Genomic DNA, 23,470 nt, shown 5'->3' on the forward strand with positions numbered 1-23,470 from the left:
TTGCTATTGTATCGGACATGCCTCACGAAGGCTGTTGCAACCTGTCAGGTAAAGGCGGCCGCAAGACCGCCTTTTTTTGGCGTATTGCTGCGGATATCGTCAATTTCATGTCAGTCGATGCCCGCAAGATGGAAGATACCGCAGTTAATAGCGGATGCAGTCACACGCGGCTCATATTGCCACCTAATCTCAGATTGACGCTGGACGAATTGCTCTTCGATAGCTGGTTTGTTTTCCTCCAAGGCATGCTCAACAAGAGGTTCATAGTACCCGCTAATTCGCTCAAGCTCCTCTTTCAAGCGTGCAGAAGCGCTCTCAGCCCAGCTGTAGTCATATGCCCGCAGCTTGCGCTCTAGCGCTTGCTCCACGATGCTGAGCGCTTTATTGTAAGAGATCCCGTTTTTGGTAATGTGAATATTCGCAGGCAGGCGCGGTGTAAGCTTATGAGTTAGCAAACGATCATAAAACTGCTCCACGCATTGCCCAGTCGCTAATGAAACGCCAAAGCAATGGATCTCCTCGCGTTTGCGATCGCACGCAAATTCTACGCGCATATTGACGCCAAGCCATGCCGTATATGGTGTCGAAGAGAAAGGATTGGTGCTTCGCTTGTCAGGCTCTTGGAATAAATAAACGTAGCTTCCTTTTGCCTTGGCGGCATCGAACAGCATATCCAGCTTGCGAGCCCCAAAAAACAAGTCCTCGCGCGGAACGCGGGCAGGTGCGGCAAGATTGCCGTGTACAAATCCGAGCGACCTGCCAAGTGCTGCATTGGCTGCTGCCTCCTGCGCATTCTCTGCTGGAGCTTGCGCGGATTTGATCGCGGCGTCGTTTAATTTGGCTTCCTCGACAGCATCATATTTGTTCTTGTCCGTTACGAATAGAAAGGTCATCGTCTCGGGCTCGGCATTAACGCGGTCTACAAAGCTCCAATAGTAGGGACGATTCGTAAGCTCTCGATCTGCATGCGGCGAGAGCTTAACCGTGAAGTGATTGGGTGATTTTTCCAAAATAGAGCATTCTGTCGCTTCTAGATAGCGGTTGACGAACTTGTGCACCTGCTTCTCGTTCAAGGCTGCACCTCCACGGTTTGTCCAAGCGAGTCCAAATTGACGATCAGGTCGGGGCTGGCAGTCTGTGGCTGACCACCCGTTAATACTTCTTCGCGGATCCGGCTGAGCGACGAGCCCAAATGATTTATTTTTTGCTTCAGATCTGAGTCATTGCCCGATTCAAGCAGCATTTTGGCAAGCCGCTGTTCCAAGGAGCCGTCGCCTTTCTCGAATCGTTCGAGTATATGGTCAAGTTCTCCGATGACGAGCTCGAACAAGTTGATTTTCTCATGCAGCAGGTTCACGATATGCTCCTCGATAGTGCCAACGGTGCATAGATTGTAGATTTTTACGTCTTCCGTTTGGCCAAGTCGATGGACGCGTCCAATCCGTTGTTCTACCCTCATCGGATTCCAAGGCAGATCAAAGTTAATCATATGGTGGCAAAACTGCAGGTTGATGCCTTCGCCGCCGGCTTCCGTTGCAATGAGAATTTGGGCGCGTCCCCGGAACAAATCCATCATCCAGTCCTTTTTACCTCGATTCATCCCTCCGCGGTAAGGCACGGCAATCATGTCCTGTGCGCGGAAGAACTGCAGCAGATACTCCTGCGTAGCCCGATACTCGGTGAAAATAATGACTTTATCATTCATTTCCTTGACGAGCTCCATCGCTTTCTCGGCTTTCGTATTCGCTTTTATATTTTTGATTTTCTCAACAAGCTCCCAAATTCGCGGACGCATCGGAGAATCCTCGGCTGTTTTTTTGAACAGATTGACCAGCGTCAAAAAGACGGCATCGCGGCTGCTGCATACTTCGCGCTGCAGTGTGACCAGGGAGAGCATGCTGGTTAAGTCCCCGCCGCTTTCCTCGTAACGCTCCTTCACAAACCCGGTTACGGAGTCATAAAGCGCCTTCTCATCCTCGGATAAGGTGAGCGGGATGTTTTTGACAAACCGTTTCGTAAAGTGAATGCCCCCGTCGCCGCGGCGGTTGCGAATCATGACGCCGGACAGCGCTTCTTGCAGCTGGTCCTCATTCTTGGGCACGCGTTTGTCTACGACAAAGTTGGCAGCAAAGTCGCTCATTCCGCCAAGCTGTCCTGGCTTTAAGAGGGTAATGAGATTAAACAATTCATCCATATCATTCTGAATCGGCGTGGCCGTAAGCAGCAGGCAATATTTCTTGCGCAAAAGGTTGGCAAATTGATAGTTCGTCGTTTTTTTGTTTTTAAGCTTATGTGCTTCATCAATAATGATGAGATCATAATCGGTGCTAAGCACGAGCTCGCGATGCGGCTCTCTCTTTGCCGTATCTATTGAGGCTACAACTACGTCATAGCCCCAAGTATGCGCCTTTTTCTGGGCAACAGCCGAGATTCCGAATTTTTGATTAAGCTCCCGAACCCACTGCAGCACTAAGGAAGCGGGTACGAGAATTAAGACGCGTTTGGCCAACCCTCGCACGATGTATTCTTTGAGCACGAGACCCGCTTCTATCGTTTTGCCGAGTCCGACCTCGTCTGCAAGAATAGCCCGCCCGCCCATTTCGTGCACAACCTTGCGCGCCGTACTGATTTGATGTGGCATCGGCTCGAATGAAGGAAGCGACCGAAGGCAGAGCAGCTGCTCGAAGCTTTCTATCCGTTTTGCTTGCTCGGCTTCCATAGCAAGCTGGTATAGTGTCCAATCATCCCATGGTCCGCCACGAGTCTGACGATTTTGCAGCTCCTCGAACCATGTGCGGTCGCACTGCAGGTCGACAAGCGGATGCAGCTTGCGCGAGGCTATTGCTTGGCCGGCTTCGGCTGAAGCAGCCTGGGGCGTTGTTTGAAATGTCATCACGTGCAGCTCCTTCCGCAGTATAAGGGATAAGTTGTAATCAGTATTGCCTTTTCATTCAATAATAATAAGATGCCGCATAAAAAAGAGTATGGACAAGCAAATTGGCGAGAGCGTGCATGTAAGCGGAGGAGATAGTTATTTTCCGCCATTCAGATGCAAGAAAATCAATATCTAGTATAGTATAATGATTAAATGACACAATATATTGTGCTAAACGCATAGTATGGATATACATATGGTTATAGCGCGATAACCTGAAGGAGGATTCGTTGAATATGGGGAAAGCAGAAGGAAGGCGCCTTGAGGGACTAAGCGAGAAAATATTTTTGGACCGGTATGCTTGGAAAAACGCGGACACGAGTCTGACGAAGATCGGAGATACCGTTCTCGTATTGACGCAGGATGATCCCAAGTTTCCTGTAAAAGAAGTAGGAGAGGTAGTCGGTCGTGTCGGCAGTCAGGTGCAGGTGAAGCTCAGGAACGGTGAACAAACGGAGTCGAGCATCGAGAAGCTCACCTTGACGGTTGAGAAAACGCCGGAGGAGATGTGGGACCGTCTTGCGGCAGCTATGGCATCCGTTGAAGAGAGCCAAGAGAAACAGGATGAGTGGAGGGAGAAATTCAGATATATCCTAAATGATTGGAAGCTCGTTCCAGGAGGGAGGATTGCAGCAGGCGCCGGGGCAAGCGAAGAACTGACATTGTTTAATTGCTACGTCATTCCCTCACCGAAAGACAGCCGAGGCGGCATTATGGCGAGTTTATCCGACATGACTGAGATCATGGCGCGGGGCGGAGGAGTTGGCATGAACCTTTCTTCGCTTCGTCCTCGCCGTGCAATGGTAGCCGGAGTCAATGGTTCTTCAAGCGGCGCAGTGTCTTGGGGGGGATTGTTCAGCTATACGACGGGATTAATCGAGCAGGGCGGAAGCAGGAGAGGCGCATTAATGCTTATGCTGAATGACTGGCATCCGGATGTGCTGGAGTTCATTACGGTCAAGCAAACGATGGGCCAAGTCACAAATGCGAATCTGTCCGTATGCGTAAGCAACGCATTCATGCAGGCAGTGAAGGAGGACGCGGATTGGGAGCTCGTATTTCCGGATACGAAGGAGAAGGACTATGACGAGCTCTGGTCAGGCGATCTGGAGGAATGGAAGAGGCTGGGAAAAAAAGTCATCCATTATCAAACCGTGCGTGCACGCGATATTTGGCAAACGATTATTGATGCGGCTTGGAAGTCCGCGGAGCCTGGCGTTGTTTTTATGGAATACTACAATCAAATGTCGAACAGCTGGTATTTCAACCCTATTGTCAGCACGAACCCCTGCGGAGAGCAAGGTCTGCCGGGCTGGGGTGTATGCAACCTATCGGCCGTGAATTTATCGCAGTTCTACGACGAGAAAACACAGGATGTCGCTTGGGAGGAGCTTGCTCAGGTGACACGCTGGTCCGTGCGGTTTCTGGATAATGTCATTGATAAGACGCCTTACCATTTCGAAGAAAATGAGCGCAACCAGAAGCTTGAACGCCGAATTGGTCTCGGGACCATGGGACTGGCCGAGCTGATGATTAAGCTGGGAATTCGTTACGGAAGCAAGGATTCTTTGTTGTTTCTCGATAAGCTGTATGCGTTTATGGCCCGTGAGTCTTATTTGGCGTCTACAGAAATAGCAGCGGAGAAGGGCTCGTTCCAAGCATTCGACGCGGACAAATACGTACAGAGCGGCTTTATGAAAAATTTAATTCACGCGTTCCCGGAAATTGGCGAAGCCGTTTCCGAGAAAGGAATGCGGAATGTGACGGTCATTACGCAGGCTCCTACAGGAAGCACAGGGACAATGGTCGGAACCTCGACGGGGATCGAGCCTTATTTTGCATTCGAATATTACCGGCAAAGCCGATTAGGCTACGATAAGCAAGACGTGCCTATTGCAGCAGATTGGAAGGCAGCCAATCCTGGGATGGAGCTCCCCGATTATTATGTCACGGCAATGAGCTTATCCGCGGAGGATCACATTCGCGTTCAGGCGGCTATTCAGCGCTGGGTAGACAGCTCGATCTCGAAAACAGCGAATTGCCCGGCTGACTTTACGGTTGAAGAGACAGGGAAGCTGTATGAGCTTGCATTTGAGCTCGGCTGTAAAGGCGTGACGATCTATCGGGATGGAAGCCGTGATGTACAAGTCTTGTCTACGGAGAAGAGCGGAGCGTCGCGTGAGGATGAACATACAGCTGAAGAGATGGAATCGGCATCTGTTATAGCGTCTGAAGCCGATCATGGCGATCATTTCGATGCCGATCTTGTAGAAGCGGTTGTGCCTGACGTAGCGGCTGAGCAAGTGCTCGATAAACAATACAAGCGGAGACCACAGGTGTTAAGAGGGGCTACCTATAAAGTGAACACACCTTTCGGTATGGCTTATATTACGATTAATGACTTGAACGGCACGCCGGGAGAGATCTTTCTGAATGTGGGCAAAGCTGGCTCCGACGTGTTCGCAATGGCTGAGGCGCTTGGGCGCGTATGCTCATTATTCCTTCGTTATGGCGATCACGGGAACAAGGTGAAGCTGCTTGTTAAGCACTTAAAGGGGATTGGAGGTTCGGGAGCAATCGGTTTCGGAGCCAACCGAGTGGAGTCCATTGCGGACGCCGTGGCCAAAGCGCTGGAGCTGCATGCGGAGAGCGGAGAAGAGACCGCTGCTGCTGCCCACATTCCATTAGAAAAAGCTGTGAGTAAGGCTAATCTTCCTACAGCTGCGTCCTTAAGAGATTTATGCCCATCCTGCGGTTCGGCAGCCTTGATCAACATTGAGGGCTGCAAGCAGTGTACAAATTGCGGTTATAGCAGATGTTAGATCTGTAGTGAATCATGCGTATTATCTATCATAATGATAGAAACGATAATATTGATCAATGATTATTGCTCCATTACAATCAAGTTATCTTAAATATTTGTTTTTAGGAGGCTGGTTGTAATGTCAAATTTGGTTGCGGATATCAAGATTCCAGACAGCAAGCTGGCGCTTGGGGCTGCAGAGCTTCTTCGCGAGCATGGCAATGATTTATTGTGGAACCATTCACATCGGGTATACTTGTTCGGAGCGCTGCAAGGCAGGAACGCCGGAATCGCATTCGATCCAGAGCTGCTTTATATTAGCGCATTGTTTCATGACTTGGGGCTAACGAAGCATTATAGCAGTCCGGACAAACGCTTTGAAGTAGACGGCGCCAACGCAGCAAAGAGCTATCTCCAGCAGCATGGCGTACCTAATGATTCCATTCGGCTCGTCTGGGATGCGATTGCCTTGCATACCACGATTGGCATTGCTCAGTTCAAGGAGCCGGAGGTGGCTCTTATCTATTCGGGAGTCGGCTACGACGTGATGGGAGAAAACTTTGAAAGCATAGCGGAGGAGATCCGTGAGAAAGTAGTAAAAGCGTATCCGCGCGATCAATTCAAGAGCAAAATTTTGCCTGCTTTCCTTGAGGGCTTCAAGCATAAGCCGGAGACGACCTTCGGGAATATTAAAGCCGACGTTTGTACTTTGCTACTTCCTGGATTTAAGCCGGTTAACTTTTGTGATTGCGTTTTGCATTCGCCTTGGAATGAGTAATAATCAAAACAGGAAAAACATCGCTGCTTATGGGTGTTTTTTCTGTTTTTGTTGTTTATAATGGGAAACCAAAAGGGTAGGCGGAGGTTCTATGGAAATTAGACAATTGGAGTATTTCAAGGCACTGTGCAAGGAGCTTCACTTCACTCGTGCTTCTGAGAGGCTCGGTGTTACTCAGCCAACCTTAAGCCATCAAATAAAGGCTTTAGAGGATGAGCTGGGTGTTCAGCTGTTTGACAGGATCGGTAAAAAAACGATGGTTACGGAAGCAGGAGCTATTTTATTGAAGCACTGCGATCATATCTTTCAAAGCATGGCAAGTGCAAAGGGTGAAATGGAAGAGCTGCAAACGCTCAAGCGCGGCTGCCTTTCAATAGGTGCGCTGCCGGGCGAATTAAACTCGCTTGTGTCGGCAGCTACGATACAATTCCATAAGCAATTTCCAGACATCCAGTTGAAGGTATGGGGGACAGATGACGTTATGGAGCGTGTCGTGCACAATGAGCTGGATGTGGCGCTCACTATTCTGCCTGTCATCGATGAGCGGATTGTTTCTGTACCTTTATATGAAGAGGAATTGTTTTTAACGCTTTCCCATGAGCATCCGCTCGCTGCGCTCGAAACTGTTCGATTGGAAGATATCTCGCAAGAGCCGTTTATCCTGTTCCCCAAAACCTACAAATGCAGGGAGCAGACGGACACCGCCTTCAAAGCTGTCGGTATCGTATTGAATCCAATCGTTGAGACGGATGCGATAGAGACCATTTTCAGCCTTATTCAGGCAAAAGCAGGCGTTTCGATTCTGTCGAAAACGTTAATGTCGATTCATAAATCGGATGCCATTAAAACCGTTAAGATTATCAATCCCTCTATCAAACGAACGATTGGACTCATCTATCATAAGGAAAAATATATAGGGTTTGCGGCAAGGAAGTTTATCGAGTTGATAAGGAGCCGAGTTTCCTCATTTTAGATTCAAGCAGCTTCCATTCGGTGAACAAGAGGCCTTCGAATCTATAACTCTATAAAACAATCATTAGCCTTGTTACAAAAGCTAGAGTTGCATCATATGTTGTAAGTAGCTTCTATGAGGAGGTATTACGCATATGGCAACAGACAAGAAAAAAGCAGCAAGCAGCACAAAAGGCAATCGTACAGGCGGCAATCGCACGGGAGGGGAACGCACAGGCGGGAACCGCACTGGTGGCAACCGCACAGGAGGTAACCGCACAGGTGGAAACCGTACTGGTGGTAACCGCACAGGAGGCAACCGCACAGGAGGCAACCGTACAGGAGGTAACCGCACAGGAGGCAACCGTACTGGAGGCAATCGTACTGGGGGTAACCGTACCGGTGGCAACCGTACTGGAGGTAACCGCACAGGTGGAAACCGCTCTGGCGGCAGAGGTCCAGGGGCTCGTCCCATGGAGCAGACGGACGGAGAATAACGAACAATAGTTAAAATGCCAAAAACAGCTCATTTCTCAAAGAGAAATGAACTGTTTTCTTTTTGTATCCCTACTTGCCTTTGCGTGTTAAAGCAGCCAGCGATTCCCATTCCTCGTCTGTCACTGCGGATAGTCCGTTAAACTGACCGGCTCCCTGCAGCCATTCTCCGCCATCAATCGTAATCACTTCGCCGTTCAAATAAGCTGCATAATCAGAAACGAGATAAGCGGCTAAGTTTGCCAGCTCTTCTTTGTTTCCAACGCGACCGAGAGGAATTCGCGCTATCATTTGCTCTTCCAGCGCAGCAGTGGGAGACAGGCGTGACCAAGCGCCTTCAGTTGGAAAGGGCCCAGGTGCAATTGCAACCTGCCGTATGCCGTATTTCGCCCATTCCACCGCCAGCGATCTTGTGAGTGCTAGAACGCCTGCTTTCGCGGCTGCGGAAGGGACGACATAGCCAGAGCCGGTGGAAGCATAAGTGGTCACGATGTTCAGCATGGTGCCGCTTCTTCCTTGTTCAATCCAGCGCTTGCCGACCTCAAGTGTCGTATAGAAGGTTCCATGCAAAACAATGTTCAGAACCGAATCTACCGCTTTCGGAGAAAGGCGTTCCGTTGGGCTAATGAAATTGCCAGCGGCATTGTTGACGAGAACATCGATTGGCCCGAGCTGCTCTTCGACGGCATCAATAAGTGCTTGAATTTGGAGGGGATCGCGGACATCGCAGCTTTTGTAGAATACGGGGCATGCCGAAGATCCCATCTCATCGGCTGCCTGCCGAAGTACAGACTCTTTGCGACTGGCAATGGCAAGCCGCGCGCCAAGAGCGATGAACGCCTCGCCCATTGCCCGCCCTAGGCCGGTCGCGCCGCCTGTAACTAAAATGACTTTTCCCTGTAACAGCTCAGGGGAGAACGGACCCATTCCATCAGCCTCCTTAGCACTTGCATGCTTTTAGTTAAGCATATAGAAGCAGGCTTTCGGTTATGTATGGGTGATCCGAGAAAAGCCTGCTCATCATTCCACGCACTACGCCTTTGAATGCGAAAAAGCGTTACAGCAAAAGCAGGAATGATAATCATTCCCTCGTTTACAATAATTCCAGTTTAAGGTGACAGTGGCTTAACATTTCCTTATTATGCTTGTCTATGAGTGGATCACATTAATGAGGAGTGGAAAAGTTGAATAAAACGATGGACCGCAAAACCTTTCTTTCGTATTTAGGTACGGGTGCAGCTGCGCTCGCAACTGCTTCAGCAGGCTTGGGCGTGTTAAACGGAAAAGCGTCAGCGATGTCTTCTACGGCCGATCATCTGTTTGGGTTTAACACGAATCGTGTGAGTGGCTATTTCGAGCCAATTGCCCCGTCCAAGGAAGACCAGCTGCTGCTGCCTAAAAACTTCAAATACGACGTGGTAGCCGCTTTCGACGATGTGATTAATGAAGCGGGCGAAAAGTTTGGCTCAGGCTGCGACTATAACGCATTTTTTCCGCTGAAAGGCTCAAATGTTAGAGGTCTGCTCGTTAACAATCATGAATACAGCACGATATTTTCAATAGGACCCGTGAAGGACGGCAAGATGACGGCCGATCAATTGCAAAAAAATCTCTATTACCAAGGGATGTCGGTTATCGAGGTTTACCGCGATGAGAAGGGTACATGGAAAATGGATAAAACCTCATCGTATGCACGCAGGATTAATGGCTTCACCAAATTCGAGCTTACAGGTCCGGCAAAAGGCAGCACAGCTGTTGGCGGAGCAACTACGGCAGTAGGCACGTTTGCGAATTGCTCCGGCGGTGTGACGCTTTGGAATACCGTGCTTTCGTGCGAGGAAAACTTCGCAGAGACGGCTGCGGCTTCCAAACTCCCGGAGACGCATTATGGCTGGGTTGTCGAGGTGGATCCCTTTGATAAGTCTTATCTGAAAAAGCATACGGCGCTTGGCCGCTTCAATCATGAGAATACGGCAATGGGACTGGCTCCGGATGGACGAGTAGTCGTGTATATGGGGGATGACAAGAAGGACGCATGCATCTACAAATTCATAAGCAAGGGCAAATACGATAAGCTGAAGGGTCGGGCTAATTCCGCTTTGCTGGAGGACGGTACACTCTATGTCGCCAATCTGAAGAGCGGGAAGTGGATGCCGGTCACGCTTGCCGAGGTAACGAAAGCTGCCAAGGACAAGCCGGAGGTGCTAAGCAAGTTCAAGACCCAAGGCGATGTTGTCACTTTCTGCCAAGAGGCTGCGCTGTTAGTTGGCGGGACGCCTACCGATCGACCGGAGGATATCGAAATCTCTCCTTTTGACAATACGGTCTTTATCTGTCACACAAACAACGATAATCACGGCAATATTCATGGTCATATTACGCGTATTTTTGAATCGAATAGCGATTTGGGCGCTTTGGAATTCGACTTTGAGATTTTTGCAGCCGGCGGCAGGCAATCGGGATTCAGCTCGCCTGATAATTTAGCATTTGACTCTAACGGTCATCTGTGGGTCGTCACGGATATTTCAAGCAGCAGTCAAAATAAAGGCGTTCATAAATCATTTATGAACAACGGCCTATTCGTAATCCCGACAAGCGGTCCGGATCAGGCAATGGCGCTGCAATTTGCATCTGCTCCGATTGAGAGCGAGCTTACGGGACCGTTTTTCACGCCAGATGAACAAACCCTGTTTTTATCGGTTCAGCATCCAGGAGAGAATACGACTGATTTAAGCAAGCCTTCGAGCTTGTGGCCGCACCGTGCAGGGGATAAAAAAGCGAGATGCGCGGTCGTTGCGATTAGCGGATTCAAATTAAGCTAACAGTAAATTTTTTGCGGGAAGCCGCAGACGCTTTGTCTGCGGCTCCATTAACTGAGAATGGGGCTGAGCATATGCCGTTTGGCAATATTGGAATCGGAGGATTAGTACTAATCCTGATCATTGCGCTTATTATATTTGGACCATCGAAGCTGCCGGAGCTGGGACGTGCTTTCGGGAGAACGCTTAGCGAGTTCAAAGGGGCAACGCGCGGTCTTGTGAATGGTGAAGATGAGGATAAGAGACAGGAAGAGAAGACGCCTGAGACAGCTGCGTCGAACGCCAAATAAGATGGTCAACCCGAACGATCAAAGCTTAATCGGCCATTTGGATGAAATGCGGTCACGGCTCATTCGCACGCTTGCGGCTTTCTTAGTGGCGATGGCAGCTGCATTCATTTATGTAAAGGATATTTATCAATGGTTGGTAAGGAATATGGATCAGAAGCTTGTTCTGCTAGGGCCTTCTGATGTCATTTGGGTATATATGATGATCGCAGGCGTGGTTGCCATAGCTGTTACGCTTCCGATAGCTGCCTATCAGGCTTGGAAGTTTGTTACGCCTGCCGTCCCAAAGGAGGCGCAGCGCGCCGCACTTTTGTTCATACCGGGTATTAGTTTATTGTTTATAATCGGTATTTGCTTTGGATATTTCATTCTGTTCCCCATGGTGCTGCATTTCATGAATCAAATGGCTGCTCAATCGTTTGTAGCGATGTATACGGCCCAGAATTATTTTACATTCATGATTCATATGACCGTTCCTTTTGGACTTCTTTTCGAAATGCCGGCCATTGTCATGTTCCTTACGAAGCTTGGCCTGTTGAATCCGAATAGGCTCGCGAAAGCACGTAAGCTTGCCTATTTCATATTGGCGCTTGTCGCAATCACGATTACCCCTCCAGATATTCTATCGGATATTATCGTAATCGTACCTTTGTTTTTGCTCTATGAGATCAGCATTTCGATTTCTAAATTTGTTTATCGGAAGCAGTTGAAGCTTGCAGGTGAAAGTGGGATGACGGCATAGCACCATATGAGCAAGCCTGAGAGAGAGAGTCCATAGTGGACTTTCTCTTTTTTTTGTTTTAAAACCGTGTGCTTGTACATGTGAGTCTATAAAAGTAGAAGATGTTCGTTGCCAAAAAATAGTATATACTAGGCTCGTACAGCACACATTCGGAATATATAAGGGGCAAAAGGGATATGGAAATCGTTGAGGCAACTATCTCATCCGTTCAATCAGCTTTGCAGTCAGGCGAGCTTACTTCACGCGAGCTCGTATTGCGTTATTTCGACCGAATCGCCTCCCATGACAAAGACGGCCTAACGATTAATTCCGTGCTTGAGCTGAACCCCGATGCCTTATTTATTGCTACAGCACTAGACAGCGAGCGTGCTGCGAAGGGACCAAGAGGACCATTGCATGGCATTCCCATCATGCTGAAGGATAATATCAATACCGGCGACCACATGCATACGAGTGCAGGCTCACTTGCTTTGGCAGGCTCTTATGCAGGTGAAGACGCATTTATCGTGAGAAAGCTGAGGGAAGCCGGTGCAGTTCTGCTGGGAAAAGTGAATATGACGGAATTCGCCAACTTTATGACGGATGGGATGCCATCCGGCTATAGCTCGCGTGGCGGGCAAGTCCTTAACCCTTACAATATATCTGCTCCAACGGGCGGCTCGAGTGCCGGCTCAGGTGTAGCGGTAGCATGCAATTTCTGCATGGCTTCCATTGGAACGGAAACCTCGGGATCGATATTGAACCCTGGCAACTTAAGCTCGACCGTCGGCATCAAACCGACAGTTGGCTTAATAAGCCGTTCGGGCATACTGCCGCTGTCGAACTCGCAGGATACAGCAGGCCCGATGGCTAGGACGGTCACGGACGCCGTTCATGTTTTAAATGCCATTACCGCATATGACGAATCAGACGCAGCGATGGGAACGAGCATCTGGCATAAGCAGGCCGATTACAGTCAATTTCTTGACTCGGAAGGGCTTGCGGGTGCACGCATCGGCATTCCGAGAGATTATTTCTTCGAAGAATTGACGGAAGATCAGCTAACGATATTTCAAGATGCTGTCGACGTGATGAGAAAGCAAGGGGCAATTATTGTGGATCCTGCAGATATTCGCACGGCTAGGGAGATCAAATATTCATCAGTCGTGTTGAATGAGTTCAAATCCTCGATCAATGCTTATTTGTCCAATCTGCCACCAGGAAGTAAAATTCGTACGCTAAAGGACATTATCGCATTCAACAACGAGCATCCAGTCGAGACGCTGAAGTACGGGCAATCGACACTCTTATCTGCTGAAACGACGACTTCGGGCACACAGACAGAAACGGCTTATTTGCGGGATAGGGCCGCGGATCTCCGTTTATGCAAGGATGAGGGGCTCGATGCGACTATGAAGGAATATGAATTGGACGCCCTGCTGTTCCCGGCGGATTTCGGTGCGCGAATTACATCGCGTGCAGGTTATCCATCCATCGTCGTACCGGCAGGGTATACGGCGAAAGGCGTGCCCTTTGGCGTTACCTTTGCAGCGAGAGCATATGAGGAGCCGAAGCTGATCAAGCTGGCATACTCATACGAGCAAGCCAGTCTTGTCAGGCGGCCGCCTTCGCTGAAGAGTTTTATATAATTGTAATGGATGGTTTCAGTAGGAGTAGATTGCTTAACTAATAATCACACAAAAACGCTCCCGGCAGCTTAGTGCCGGGAGCGTTTTGATGATATAGGCATTATTTTTTTGCTTTAAAATGAACGACAGCGCTGTAAAGCATTTTTTCGGCTTTAGGATGAAATACGGCATGATGGCTAATATGGTGAATTTCTAGCAGCAAGCCTTTATTATTCTCGATTTGCTGATCAATCTTATGCTCCAACGTTTTTAAATCATAAGCTTCGAAAAATTCAACCTTGTTTTCAATGAGATCCAATCGGAAGTCCATTTGCGTTTCTCCTAACGATCATATAAGTTGATTCTCCTATTATACAGCGCAGCAGCTGCACTCTACAAATAGGTTCTGAAGCAGCGAGATCAATAGGTATCTATACAATGTTGAGGATAAACCTTATAAATTAGTAAAAAATTAGGGAAAGAATGAGGGTCCAGCATGGAACAAGCATCAACAAATCTTCAGAAAAATGAAACGAAGCCGCATAGCAACAAAGCAAGCGTTCCGCAGCTGATATGGAAATACAAGCTGCATTATGTAATCGTATTGCCTGCGATGCTGTTAATTGCAATATTCAAGATTATTCCTTTTGTTTATGGGGTCATCCTTTCTATGGTCGATTACAAAGTATTTCAAGGCATTTTTGAAAGTGATTGGGTGGGATTAGACCATTACTTTGATTTATTCGGAAATCCGGATTTCCGCAGTGTCATGTTGAATACAATCGTAATCAAAACCAGCTATATATGGCTCAGCGGTGCTGCTTCGTTCATCCTTGCACTGGCATTGAGCAGTTTGAAATCCAAGCAGCTGAGAGGAATATTCGCAACGATGTTTCTCATTCCGTATTTCATTCCATCCGTAGTGTTTGCCTATATTGTTATCTACATGCTTTCGCCGACTAGCTCGCCGTTTTTTACGCTGGAAGCATTTGTGGCTGCTGACACTGAATGGATTAGGGTGATCATCATAGTGGCTGAGAGCGTCAAAACATGCGGAATCCCGATCGTTATTGCACTCGCAGCGATTGCATCCAAGCATGCCAGCTCAAGCCATTTGCCTCAAGTCCATTCAAACAGCTTTGTACAATTGAACGTACTTCCGGCCCTTCGAGCTGTATCTGCGTTTATGCTACTGCAGCTTTCCACTATTTTCACGTTAGATCATGAGTTTATTACCAATATCGTTAGTCCGTTGACGAGTTCGACCGGGGCAACGTTGGATATTTATAATCAACAAATGGGGATCATGTCGATGGAAGCAAGTCACGCGTCGGCGGCATGGTTCATCCAGTTCATCATCCAGCTTGTTTTCACGCTTGCCGCGTATCGTGTGGTAAAAGGACGTTTTCTGAATGAGCTGTTTCAAACGACAATGAATAGAACCGAAATAGCGGCAAATTCTTCGCAAAGAAACATAGTGGGCATCGTATTAGCGGGTTTCTATATCGTTCTTGTTGTTCTTGTGCTCTATATGCTTGTTATTTATCCGTTTAGAGGCTCTGGAAATCCCGATCAGTCCTTGAAGGGGATTGTCACTCTTTGGAATGTTATTGTCTATCTCGCTGTGGATATAGCAGCCGTTATTGTCTTTTTATTGATGACGGTAACGCTCGCCTTTCCGCTCACGGTGAAACGACTGCCTGGACGAAGCGTATATAAGCTGTTTTTGTTAATCGTGATGGTGATGGCTGGCGGAATGGTTAACGAATTGTTATACATACGAAATCTAGGAATGCTAGGTACGATATTCCCGCAGCTATTTTTTGGTTTTTTTAACCTTGCGGCAGTATTTGTGCTCAAAAGTATGTTTAATGCACGGCATAGCGAATTGAAAGAATTAGCCGAGGCAAACGGAAAAGGAGAGCTGCATGCGTTTTTCATGCTCTTTATCCCGAAGGTATGGAAGCCGATTCTGGCGCTAGGTGTACTGCAATTTGTCGCGCTTTGGAACGGTTATTATCCATCCTATCTCTATATCACAGAGCCTGAGAAGCAATCGCCAATCACACTTTTTCAACAGCTGGCTTTTTCTGGAGGAGAGATGTCGGCGATGCAGGTCATGCAGCTAGGCGCATGGTTAAGTTTGCCTTCGATTCTTTTGTTTTTCCTATTTCGACGCTGGCTGACTTCAGAAGTGTTAACGAGCCAGATGAGAAAACTATAGCATTTATCGAAAGAGCTGTTTGGTTACAGCTCTTTTTTTTATTGTTGCATAAGGTCAGTTGTGTTTTAAGTTAACTTAAATATTAACTACTCGATGACTATCGACATGAAAATAAACATTAAGTTGACAAATATGCAAATGAAGACGTATTCTTGTTACGAAATAGTTTCTTTATACATTTATGATTAACTTAAAACTACATCTTATGAATGTTGATCCAGTACTCAAATTGGAAAGGTTGTGTGATGTTAATGGTTACGAATATGGTTCAAACATCGCAAGTAAGCATACCGAGAGCAGAGTATCCGCGCCCTGATTGGCAGCGTGCGGATTGGATGAATCTGAACGGTACCTGGTCATTTTCGTTTGATCATGGCAATCTAGGAAATGCAGAAGGTTGGCATCAAGTCAAAGGAAAGTCGTTCGCTTCAGAAATTATCGTTCCATTCTCATGGGCAAGCCCGCTTTCGGGCATAGGCAGCAATGAGAAGGGCATCGCTTGGTATAGCAAAGAAGTACAATGGGCTCCAGCAGCAAGCGAATCAAGGCTGTTTTTGCGCTTCGGCGCGGTTGATTACAAATCGGATGTGTGGGTAAACGGGATAGCAGTTGGCTCCCATTCAGGCGGATATGGTACGTTTGAATTTGATGTAACGGATGCTTGGGCCTTGGAAGGAAGCAATCAGATTATCGTGCGTGCTGAGGATTACGATCATGATTACCAAGCCCGGGGCAAGCAAGGGTATGGTGAAATCCGAGGTATTTGGCAGCCAGTGTGGCTGGAGGCTCGTCCACAAAACTATGTTCGAGATTCGAAATTTAATACAAGTATAGATGGCACGATTGAAATTGTTACAACCGTTATCGCTAATAAGAGTGGCTCAGCTGAACTTGCTTTCGCATTCGCTGAAGGGGCCGTAACCCACCTGGTTGAGGCTGAGCTTTCTGAAGGCACGAATGTCATCGAGGCTGTGATTAAGGTTGAAGCCCCGAAGCTATGGAGTCCGGAATCTCCCTATTTGTATGAAGGGCAGATTGTTCTAAGCAGCAACGGGCAGGCCGATACCGTCAGCACTTACTTTGGGATTCGCGAAATCTCCACCGCGCTTGTAGGTGATCGCAGCTATCGCTGGATTACGTTAAACGGAAAACCAGTGTATTTGAACGGAACTCTGGATCAATCTTTCCATCCAACCGGCTTCTTCACCTACCCGTCCGACGAAGAAATGAAAAATGAAATCCACTTAATGAAGCGGCTTGGTTTAAACTTCGTGCGCATTCATATTAAGCCGGAAGAGCCGCGCAAGCTCTACTGGGCCGATAAGCTCGGCATTCTTGTGATGGAGGATATGCCTTGTTTCTGGGGAGACCCGGATGATCAGGCTAAGCAATCGTATGAAAGCGAAGCGCGAGAGATTATTGATCGAGACTACAATCACCCTTCTATTTTTTCATGGGTCATGTTTAATGAAACCTGGGGCTTAAAGACGAACAGCGAATCGACATCGCTTACGACAGACGTCACGCATCCGAATAACTTCTTGCCGCAGACGCAGGAGTGGGTTCGTTCCATGTACCAGTTTGCAAAGCAGGTGGACCCTACGCGCATTATCGAAGATAATTCGCCATGTAATTACGATCATGTGGAATCGGATATCAATACATGGCATTTCTACATTAACGGCTACAATGAGCTTAGGGCACATGTTTCTGAAGTGGTAGAAAAAACATACCGCGGCTCTACCTTCAATTATATTGGAGGCAACACGCAATCCGATGCACCGCTTATGAACAGCGAATGCGGAAATGTGTGGGGGATCGATGGCGGAGCGGGGGAGAGCGATCTTGCTTGGCATTATCGCTACATGATGAATGAATTCCGTCGCCATGACAAAATGTGCGGCTTCGTATTTACCGAATTCCGTGACGTCGTTAATGAATATAACGGATATTATCGTCTAGATGGGTCAGATAAACTGTTCGGCTATGAATGGTATGTGCCAGGGATGACGGTTGCTGATCTACACACACCTGATTTTGTCGTCATTGACGCGCCTCCATGCCAGACGCTGCAAGCAGGTGCCCATCTCGCTATTGAACTGCTTGGCTCAAGCTTCTCGGACCGATATCACGGTCAAGAGCTTCAGCTGTCATGGGAGCTATGGCATGACAATCTTGGAACGCGGATTGTTCAAGCATCCGGCAATGAAGCCGTTAACTGGACGGGGTACGGCGTGGAACGTTTATCCGCTCTTTCCTTGATCATGCCAGATCAGGATGCCGTATCCGTGCTTGCAGTTCGCCTACTGACCGCTGACGGCATCGTTATTACACGTAATTTTGTGACCTTTGATGTACGCAGCCAAGCATCACGTGGCAAATATGCAGCAGAAGGCCGCATAATCAGCCTTCCGGCTGCAGGCTATTCAGAAAGCACGTTTCCGATTAGCTGGAATGCACTTCAAGACAATAAGGCAAATGGCGGCGGAGCTGGCCGCTTCACTTATCAGGTGGAGCTGCCATCCGTATCCGAGCAAGCAGCCATCTATGATATCGAGCTCGCCTTTGAAGCAAGCTCCAAACGGCTGCTGAAGCGCAATGTGGAGGGAAGTATCGAGAAGCAGCATGATATTTCTTATATGCATGGCGCGCTCGACGAGCCGGAATTCAATCCGAATACTTATTATATGACGGATTCTGAACGCCACGAGTCGAAGCTGAGCATTCTGATCGATGATGAGCTGGTTGAGACCTTCATCCTTCGCGACAATCCAGCAGATAGCCGAGGCGCGTTGTCATGGCACTATCAGACCGTTAGCAATAAGCTGGAGGAAGCAGGGTCATACGGTTACTTATGCAAGGTGTCTCTCCCGAGCGCGGTTACTGCGAAGCTGAATGCCTCAAGAAGCTTCAAGCTAGAGCTAGCAGCAGATGAGGGCGGGCTTGCATTATATGGACGGAATGCCGGGCGATACCCGATTGATATTCTCGTACAAAGCAAAGGCTCGTTTTGATGGATGCTTCAGCATAAAAGAAGAGTTGCGAATTTGTTAACGTTTATAGCAGTCATGCCAACCTTTTATCATGTAAAATAGATTCATATGATAAAAGGGGGTACATACGGATGGACGTTCCTGCTGGCGTATGGATATTTGCGGCTATAATCGTAGTGTTGCTGACTTGGCTGACTTTGTGGATTACTAAAAAGGCCTATTCAAAAAAATGGGATGAATCGGATCAATAGATGTTTTAAGCATTTGGAGCCAGCGCGCAGCAGCGCTGGCTCCTTTTCTTATATAATAACAATGGGAAATCGTGTATAATGTGGATATTATTTTTGAAGGAGCTGCCTATTGTTGAATGCAAATGCTAATGAACCGATGTTGATTCACCAGAAAGAGGAGCGTTATTATGTTCTTGCGCTCATTTTCAGTATTATTGTTTATTTAGGCTTGTTTTTTTCTATTATTTTTATGTTATTAATTCCTATTCTTATTGTCATACCTTTGGCAGCCCAAGCGATTATGATGGCGAATATACGAATGAACGGCGTACGCATCACACCTAGACAATTTCCTGAGGTGTTCGCGCTTGCGGAAGAGCAATGCGCCAAAATGGGTTTTACGGTTGTTCCGGATTTATACGTAATGGAGTCCAGCGGCATATTAAACGCGTTCGCTTCCCGTTTTTTTGGACGAAACATGGTCGTTCTTTACGCTGATTTGTTTGAACTCATTCAATCCGGCGGCGAGCGGGAGCTTGCTTTTGTGCTGACCCATGAGCTTGCCCATATCAAGCGCAATCATATCATGAAGCAAATATTCATTATTCCGGCTATGTGGCTTCCTTTTCTGGGAGAGGCTTATTCAAGGGCATGTGAATATACCTGTGATCGCATGGCGGCTTATTACATCAACGATGCTGAGGCAGCAATGAATGGCTTGACGATATTAGCAATTGGCAAAACGCTATATCGACGTGTCGACCGGGAGGAGTATTTGCTGCAAAGCAGCTATGAAAATGGTTTTTTCGTATGGCTTGCCGAAAGGCTCTCCACCCATCCACCGCTTCCGAAACGAATTCATGCACTTCAGCAATTCGCCGGCTACTCATCGAGTATTGTGTTCCATACTTCACGCATCGGAATTGTCATTGCAGTAGTCGCTGTTTTCGTATTGCTGGGCTCGATTTCGACAGGCATCATTTTCTCAAAATCCATCGGTACTTTTATGAGCCAGTTTGAAGATCGTGTGAATACAGAAGAAGAGCTGCTTGACGCAGCATTAGAAGGGGATGCCGACCTTGTACGGCAATTATTGTCTTCCGGTGTCAATCCGGATGCAGCGGATGCTGAGGGCTGGACAGCGCTTATGTGGGCGGCACAATTAAATGATACGGATAGCGGTATCGCAATCATCGATGCGGGAGCGGATCTAAATCTAGTCGAGCATACCTATGAAGAGACGGCATTGACGATTGCGATTTATAATGGCAGTGTGGATGTGGTCGAGCTGCTTCTGGAGAGAAACGCGAATCCTGACCTGCAAGACAGTACGGGCTGGACACCTTTGATGACGGCTGCGACAGAAGGCGATATCGAATCGACGAAGCTTCTGCTGCAAGCAGGCGCTGATCCGCTGATGGTGGATGAGACGGGGTATACAGCCGCGGATTATGCGATGGATAGCGGTTTTGAGGATATTGCGCTGCTGCTGCAGGAAACCGGTGAGCGGATATAAAAAAAGAAGCTTGAGCAATCAAGCTTCTTCTTTATATGTATGTCAGCTATGTATTTCGTAAGGGATGGTCGGGACGACACGATTTGAACATGCGACCCCCTGGTCCCAAACCAGGTGCTCTACCAAGCTGAGCTACGTCCCGAGAAAAGATGGTGCCGTCGAGAGGACTTGAACCCCCAACCTACTGATTACAAGTCAGTTGCTCTACCAGTTGAGCTACAACGGCGTGTGCGATTCGTTAAACACAAGATGTATTATTACATATATACTAATGTAATTGCAAGTCTTTTTTTAAAAAAAGATGCGAAGGATGAAATAAATGAAATTCGAACGGGCACCGGATTCTTTTCAAGGCTCAGCAAATGCTTTTCATATGAGATACTGGGAGATGGCGTGACGGCAGTCATTGAGCTAGCGGAAGCATTAGGGCTCTTCCGGCTGCATGACGATGAGTGGAATGTCGCAATCAGAGCAATAGATGCAGGAACGAATGGCACAGATCATTAGTCTTATCGTTCCGCCGCAATGATGATTAGGCTGACAGTCAGAGCCCGAAACAGCCAATGGTATAAAATGCGCAAAAGACCCTTCAACGCCACTATAAAAGTGGAGCTGAAGGGTCTTAATTATGCAATATTATAAAGCAAGCAGAAATCGAATGGACCCAAACCAGCATTTGAGAATGAAACTTGTTTATGCCGTTTCTCCTTCAATGCTTTGTTCTTGCTGCTCAATGAGCATTTCAACCTTGCGAATCCGGTTTTTGCTTGTTTCGCGAATAATAAATTTATAATTTTCATAGAAGTGCTCTTTGCCAGGTTTAGGGTCCGCAACTTGACTGTACAGCCAGCCGCCAACCGTGTCTACGTCTTCTTCCTCAAAGTTCATCCCTGTAAGGTCGCTCAGCTCGCTGAGTGATACCTTGCCATCAAGCAAGTAGCAGTTATCTGCAAGCTGCTCGATTTCCTTGCGCTCATCTGCATCGAATTCGTCACGGATCTCACCGACGATTTCTTCTAGAATATCTTCAATGGTAATAAGGCCGGAAGTACCGCCGTATTCATCGACTAGAATGGCAATATGAACGCGTTCAAGCTGCATTCGTTTCAGGAGCATTTTGACAGGCGTTACCTCTGATACACTTAACACAGGATGAACGAGCTTTTTGAAGTCAAGGTCGCGATCCGTTTCGTACTCCAAAAAAAGCTGCTTCGTGTTGATCATTCCGACGATATTGTCCTTGCTCTCAAGCGCAACGGGGAAGCGCGTATACTGCTCCTTGCGAATAATTTGCATATTCTCGGCAAGCGATTTATTCGTGTATAAACAGATCATATCGGTGCGGGGCACCATAATTTCCTTGGCGAGCAGCTCATCGAATGCGAAGATGCGGCTCACATAACCGTACTCTGTATTATTAATCTTTCCGCTTTGGTAGCTCTCATTTAGAATAATTTGAATTTCTTCCTCCGAATGCGCTTCTTCATGCTCAGTGGCGGGCTTGAGCCCGAATAGGCGGACTAGCGTGTTAGCCGAGCCATTTAGCAACCAAATGAAAGGATATAAAATCTTGTGGAACAAGATAATCGGTTTTGCGGTAAGGAAACTGATAAATTCGGCCTTTTGAATCGCCCACGTTTTTGGAGCGAGCTCCCCGACTACAACATGCAGGAATGTGACCGAAATAAATGCAATGAAAAAGGATAGAATATGACTGATGTCATCATTTATGGACAGACGCTCAAACAAGGGTAAAAGCATTTTTTCAACTGTTGGTTCTCCCAGCCAGCCCAGCCCGAGTGCTGTGATGGTAATACCTAATTGGCAGGCTGACAAGTAGGCATCCAGATTACTCGTAACCCGTTGAACGGCAAGCGCGTTCTTCCGGCCCTCAAGCACTAACTGATCGATCCGACTGGAGCGAAGTCTAATGATGGCAAACTCCGTTGCGACGAAAAAAGCAGTTAATAAAATAAGAAGAGCAATCATGAATAAATTGAATCCTATACCCATTTTCGTTTCTCACTACCCTTTTATATTTATATTTTTTGTATTCTTATGATCTACTATAACGAATGATTACAGCATATGACAAACGCCATTTCAAACGGTAACAGCCTTTTATGCGCTATTAGAGCGATTTTACGAGATGGAAAAGCGCATTCTCATTGATTTTCGAGCCTTTACAACTGTCATTCTCCGGCATATGATGAGTTCATATGAACTTGTAACAAAAGGTACATATGACGAAAGCGCGAGGAGGAAGGAAAATGGAGTCCTTTACGCTTACTCGAAAAGAGATGGCTTGCTTGCTGCTTGCGCTAGACGGGAAGCATAATCAGAAGCCGCTGCAGGTATTGCAAGCCGCATGGACCAAAACGCATCAATACGATTTGGAGAAGGGTGCAGGATTGCCGGCATTTCTGTCAACACTGCTGCCTCCGATTATTGAGAAGCTGATTAAAGGCAATGAGCTCAAAGGTTTCTCGCTACATGAAATTGCTGCGCTCGGTCAGCTGATCGAATATTCAAATCTGTCGATAACGTCCATGCAAAATTGGGTAAAGCGCGATTTTAAGCCTTATTTCGATTGCCCGAAGGCGGGTAAAAAATATTCGCTCAATCAGGCTGCGTTATTGTTCATTATTGATGATTTAAAGTCAAATCTTGATTTTGAATCCATACGCAAGCTATTTGAGATCGTTTTTAAAAAACCAGAGGATGAGAAGGCCGATTTGGTCGGTCCTATTCAATTATATGCATCGTATACGAGTATGTTTGAAGAACTGGATGCAAACAATGATCAGCTGCTCGATATTTCCGGACATTTGAAGGAAAATCCGCATCAAGATATTTTGACTGAGGAAGCCATTCGCTCGTCAGCCAATCAGTTCGCGAACCAATTACCTAATTTAACGGACAATCAATGGGAAGCTGTGCGCAATATTTTGCTCATTGCTGTCATATCCATACAAACGTCCTACTTTCATTCCCTCTCCAGGCGTTATTGCAATGCGACTTTGTTTCTAAGTCCCGAATAAAATAGTTCTATAGGGATATACAGAAACTCTTTATTGTCCTATACTGGAT

The 23,470-nt window shown here is 47.3% G+C and carries 17 protein-coding genes and 2 tRNA genes; 12 read left to right on the forward strand and 7 right to left on the reverse strand.

Annotation, left to right across the window (positions count from 1 at the left end):
* Positions 1–110 precede the first annotated feature (110 nt).
* Together AB4Z29_RS13075 and AB4Z29_RS13080 are read right to left on the reverse strand one after the other, a co-directional pair.
* The gene (locus AB4Z29_RS13075; RefSeq protein ID WP_441943486.1) at positions 111–1,073 is read right to left on the reverse strand and encodes a YqhG family protein; all 963 of its coding nucleotides are present in this window, start codon (positions 1,071–1,073) and stop codon (positions 111–113) included.
* Positions 1,070–2,893 carry a DEAD/DEAH box helicase gene (locus tag AB4Z29_RS13080; RefSeq protein ID WP_441943487.1) on the reverse strand — a complete coding sequence of 608 codons (1,824 nt, stop codon included), beginning with the start codon at positions 2,891–2,893 and terminating at the stop codon, positions 1,070–1,072. Before AB4Z29_RS13080 ends, AB4Z29_RS13075 begins: the two co-directional genes overlap by 4 nt.
* Positions 2,894–3,171: 278 nt before the next feature.
* On the opposite strand from AB4Z29_RS13080, the gene AB4Z29_RS13085 reads away from it, so the two are divergent.
* The 4 genes from AB4Z29_RS13085 (at position 3,172) to AB4Z29_RS13100 (ending at position 7,974) form a co-directional block, all read left to right on the forward strand.
* Positions 3,172–5,757, forward strand: a complete 2,586-nt coding sequence (locus tag AB4Z29_RS13085) for an adenosylcobalamin-dependent ribonucleoside-diphosphate reductase (protein ID WP_441943488.1) — start codon at positions 3,172–3,174, stop codon at positions 5,755–5,757.
* A 120-nt stretch (positions 5,758–5,877) separates the two neighbouring features.
* A complete protein-coding gene (locus AB4Z29_RS13090; RefSeq protein WP_441943489.1) occupies positions 5,878–6,516 on the forward strand; it encodes an HD domain-containing protein in 639 nt (212 codons plus the stop codon).
* A gap of 91 nt (positions 6,517–6,607) precedes the next feature.
* Positions 6,608–7,489 (forward strand): LysR family transcriptional regulator, encoded by an 882-nt coding sequence (locus AB4Z29_RS13095; protein ID WP_441943490.1) that lies wholly within the window; start codon positions 6,608–6,610, stop codon positions 7,487–7,489.
* A 230-nt stretch (positions 7,490–7,719) separates the two neighbouring features.
* Complete coding sequence (locus AB4Z29_RS13100) at positions 7,720–7,974, forward strand: hypothetical protein (RefSeq protein WP_441943491.1); 255 nt, start codon at positions 7,720–7,722, stop codon at positions 7,972–7,974.
* Between the two features lie 60 nt (positions 7,975–8,034).
* Here the strand turns inward: AB4Z29_RS13100 and AB4Z29_RS13105 are convergent, their stop codons facing one another.
* Positions 8,035–8,889 (reverse strand): SDR family oxidoreductase, encoded by an 855-nt coding sequence (locus AB4Z29_RS13105; RefSeq protein WP_441943492.1) that lies wholly within the window; start codon positions 8,887–8,889, stop codon positions 8,035–8,037.
* A 269-nt stretch (positions 8,890–9,158) separates the two neighbouring features.
* On the opposite strand from AB4Z29_RS13105, the gene AB4Z29_RS13110 reads away from it, so the two are divergent.
* The 4 genes from AB4Z29_RS13110 to AB4Z29_RS13125 all read left to right on the forward strand — a co-directional run bounded on the left by AB4Z29_RS13110 (position 9,159) and on the right by AB4Z29_RS13125 (position 13,438).
* Positions 9,159–10,784 (forward strand): PhoX family protein, encoded by a 1,626-nt coding sequence (locus tag AB4Z29_RS13110; RefSeq protein WP_441943541.1) that lies wholly within the window; start codon positions 9,159–9,161, stop codon positions 10,782–10,784.
* A gap of 71 nt (positions 10,785–10,855) precedes the next feature.
* Entirely contained in the window at positions 10,856–11,071 is a 216-nt protein-coding gene (locus tag AB4Z29_RS13115; RefSeq protein WP_441943493.1) for a twin-arginine translocase TatA/TatE family subunit, read from the forward strand.
* A gap of 1 nt (position 11,072) precedes the next feature.
* A complete protein-coding gene (tatC, locus tag AB4Z29_RS13120) occupies positions 11,073–11,810 on the forward strand; it encodes a twin-arginine translocase subunit TatC (protein ID WP_441943494.1) in 738 nt (245 codons plus the stop codon).
* 176 nt (positions 11,811–11,986) lie between these two features.
* Entirely contained in the window at positions 11,987–13,438 is a 1,452-nt protein-coding gene (locus AB4Z29_RS13125) for an amidase family protein (RefSeq protein WP_441943495.1), read from the forward strand.
* 100 nt (positions 13,439–13,538) lie between these two features.
* Here the strand turns inward: AB4Z29_RS13125 and AB4Z29_RS13130 are convergent, their stop codons facing one another.
* The gene (locus AB4Z29_RS13130) at positions 13,539–13,748 is read right to left on the reverse strand and encodes a YrzA family protein (protein ID WP_441943496.1); all 210 of its coding nucleotides are present in this window, start codon (positions 13,746–13,748) and stop codon (positions 13,539–13,541) included.
* A 165-nt stretch (positions 13,749–13,913) separates the two neighbouring features.
* Here AB4Z29_RS13130 and AB4Z29_RS13135 point away from each other — a divergent pair, with 165 nt between their 5' ends.
* The 3 genes from AB4Z29_RS13135 (at position 13,914) to AB4Z29_RS13145 (ending at position 20,380) form a co-directional block, all read left to right on the forward strand.
* Positions 13,914–15,641 carry a hypothetical protein gene (locus AB4Z29_RS13135; RefSeq protein WP_441943497.1) on the forward strand — a complete coding sequence of 576 codons (1,728 nt, stop codon included), beginning with the start codon at positions 13,914–13,916 and terminating at the stop codon, positions 15,639–15,641.
* Positions 15,642–15,892: 251 nt separating this feature from the next.
* Positions 15,893–18,655, forward strand: a complete 2,763-nt coding sequence (locus AB4Z29_RS13140) for a glycoside hydrolase family 2 protein (RefSeq protein WP_441943498.1) — start codon at positions 15,893–15,895, stop codon at positions 18,653–18,655.
* Positions 18,656–18,997: 342 nt separating this feature from the next.
* The gene (locus AB4Z29_RS13145; protein WP_441943499.1) at positions 18,998–20,380 is read left to right on the forward strand and encodes a M48 family metallopeptidase; all 1,383 of its coding nucleotides are present in this window, start codon (positions 18,998–19,000) and stop codon (positions 20,378–20,380) included.
* Positions 20,381–20,445: 65 nt separating this feature from the next.
* Here the strand turns inward: AB4Z29_RS13145 and AB4Z29_RS13150 are convergent.
* The 3 genes from AB4Z29_RS13150 to AB4Z29_RS13160 form a co-directional block, all read right to left on the reverse strand.
* Positions 20,446–20,522: transfer RNA gene (locus tag AB4Z29_RS13150), tRNA-Pro, on the reverse strand.
* A gap of 8 nt (positions 20,523–20,530) precedes the next feature.
* A tRNA-Thr gene (locus tag AB4Z29_RS13155) sits at positions 20,531–20,606 on the reverse strand.
* A 467-nt stretch (positions 20,607–21,073) separates the two neighbouring features.
* Positions 21,074–22,393: a hemolysin family protein gene (locus AB4Z29_RS13160; RefSeq protein WP_183563777.1), complete on the reverse strand. Its 1,320-nt coding sequence runs from the start codon at positions 22,391–22,393 to the stop codon at positions 21,074–21,076.
* 257 nt (positions 22,394–22,650) lie between these two features.
* Between AB4Z29_RS13160 and AB4Z29_RS13165 the strand changes: the two genes are divergently transcribed.
* Complete coding sequence (locus tag AB4Z29_RS13165; RefSeq protein WP_183563774.1) at positions 22,651–23,421, forward strand: DUF1836 domain-containing protein; 771 nt, start codon at positions 22,651–22,653, stop codon at positions 23,419–23,421.
* Positions 23,422–23,470 lie beyond the last annotated feature (49 nt).

It is taken from the genome of Paenibacillus sp. 2TAB23, assembly GCF_052115165.1.
Taxonomy (GTDB): domain Bacteria; phylum Bacillota; class Bacilli; order Paenibacillales; family Paenibacillaceae; genus Pristimantibacillus.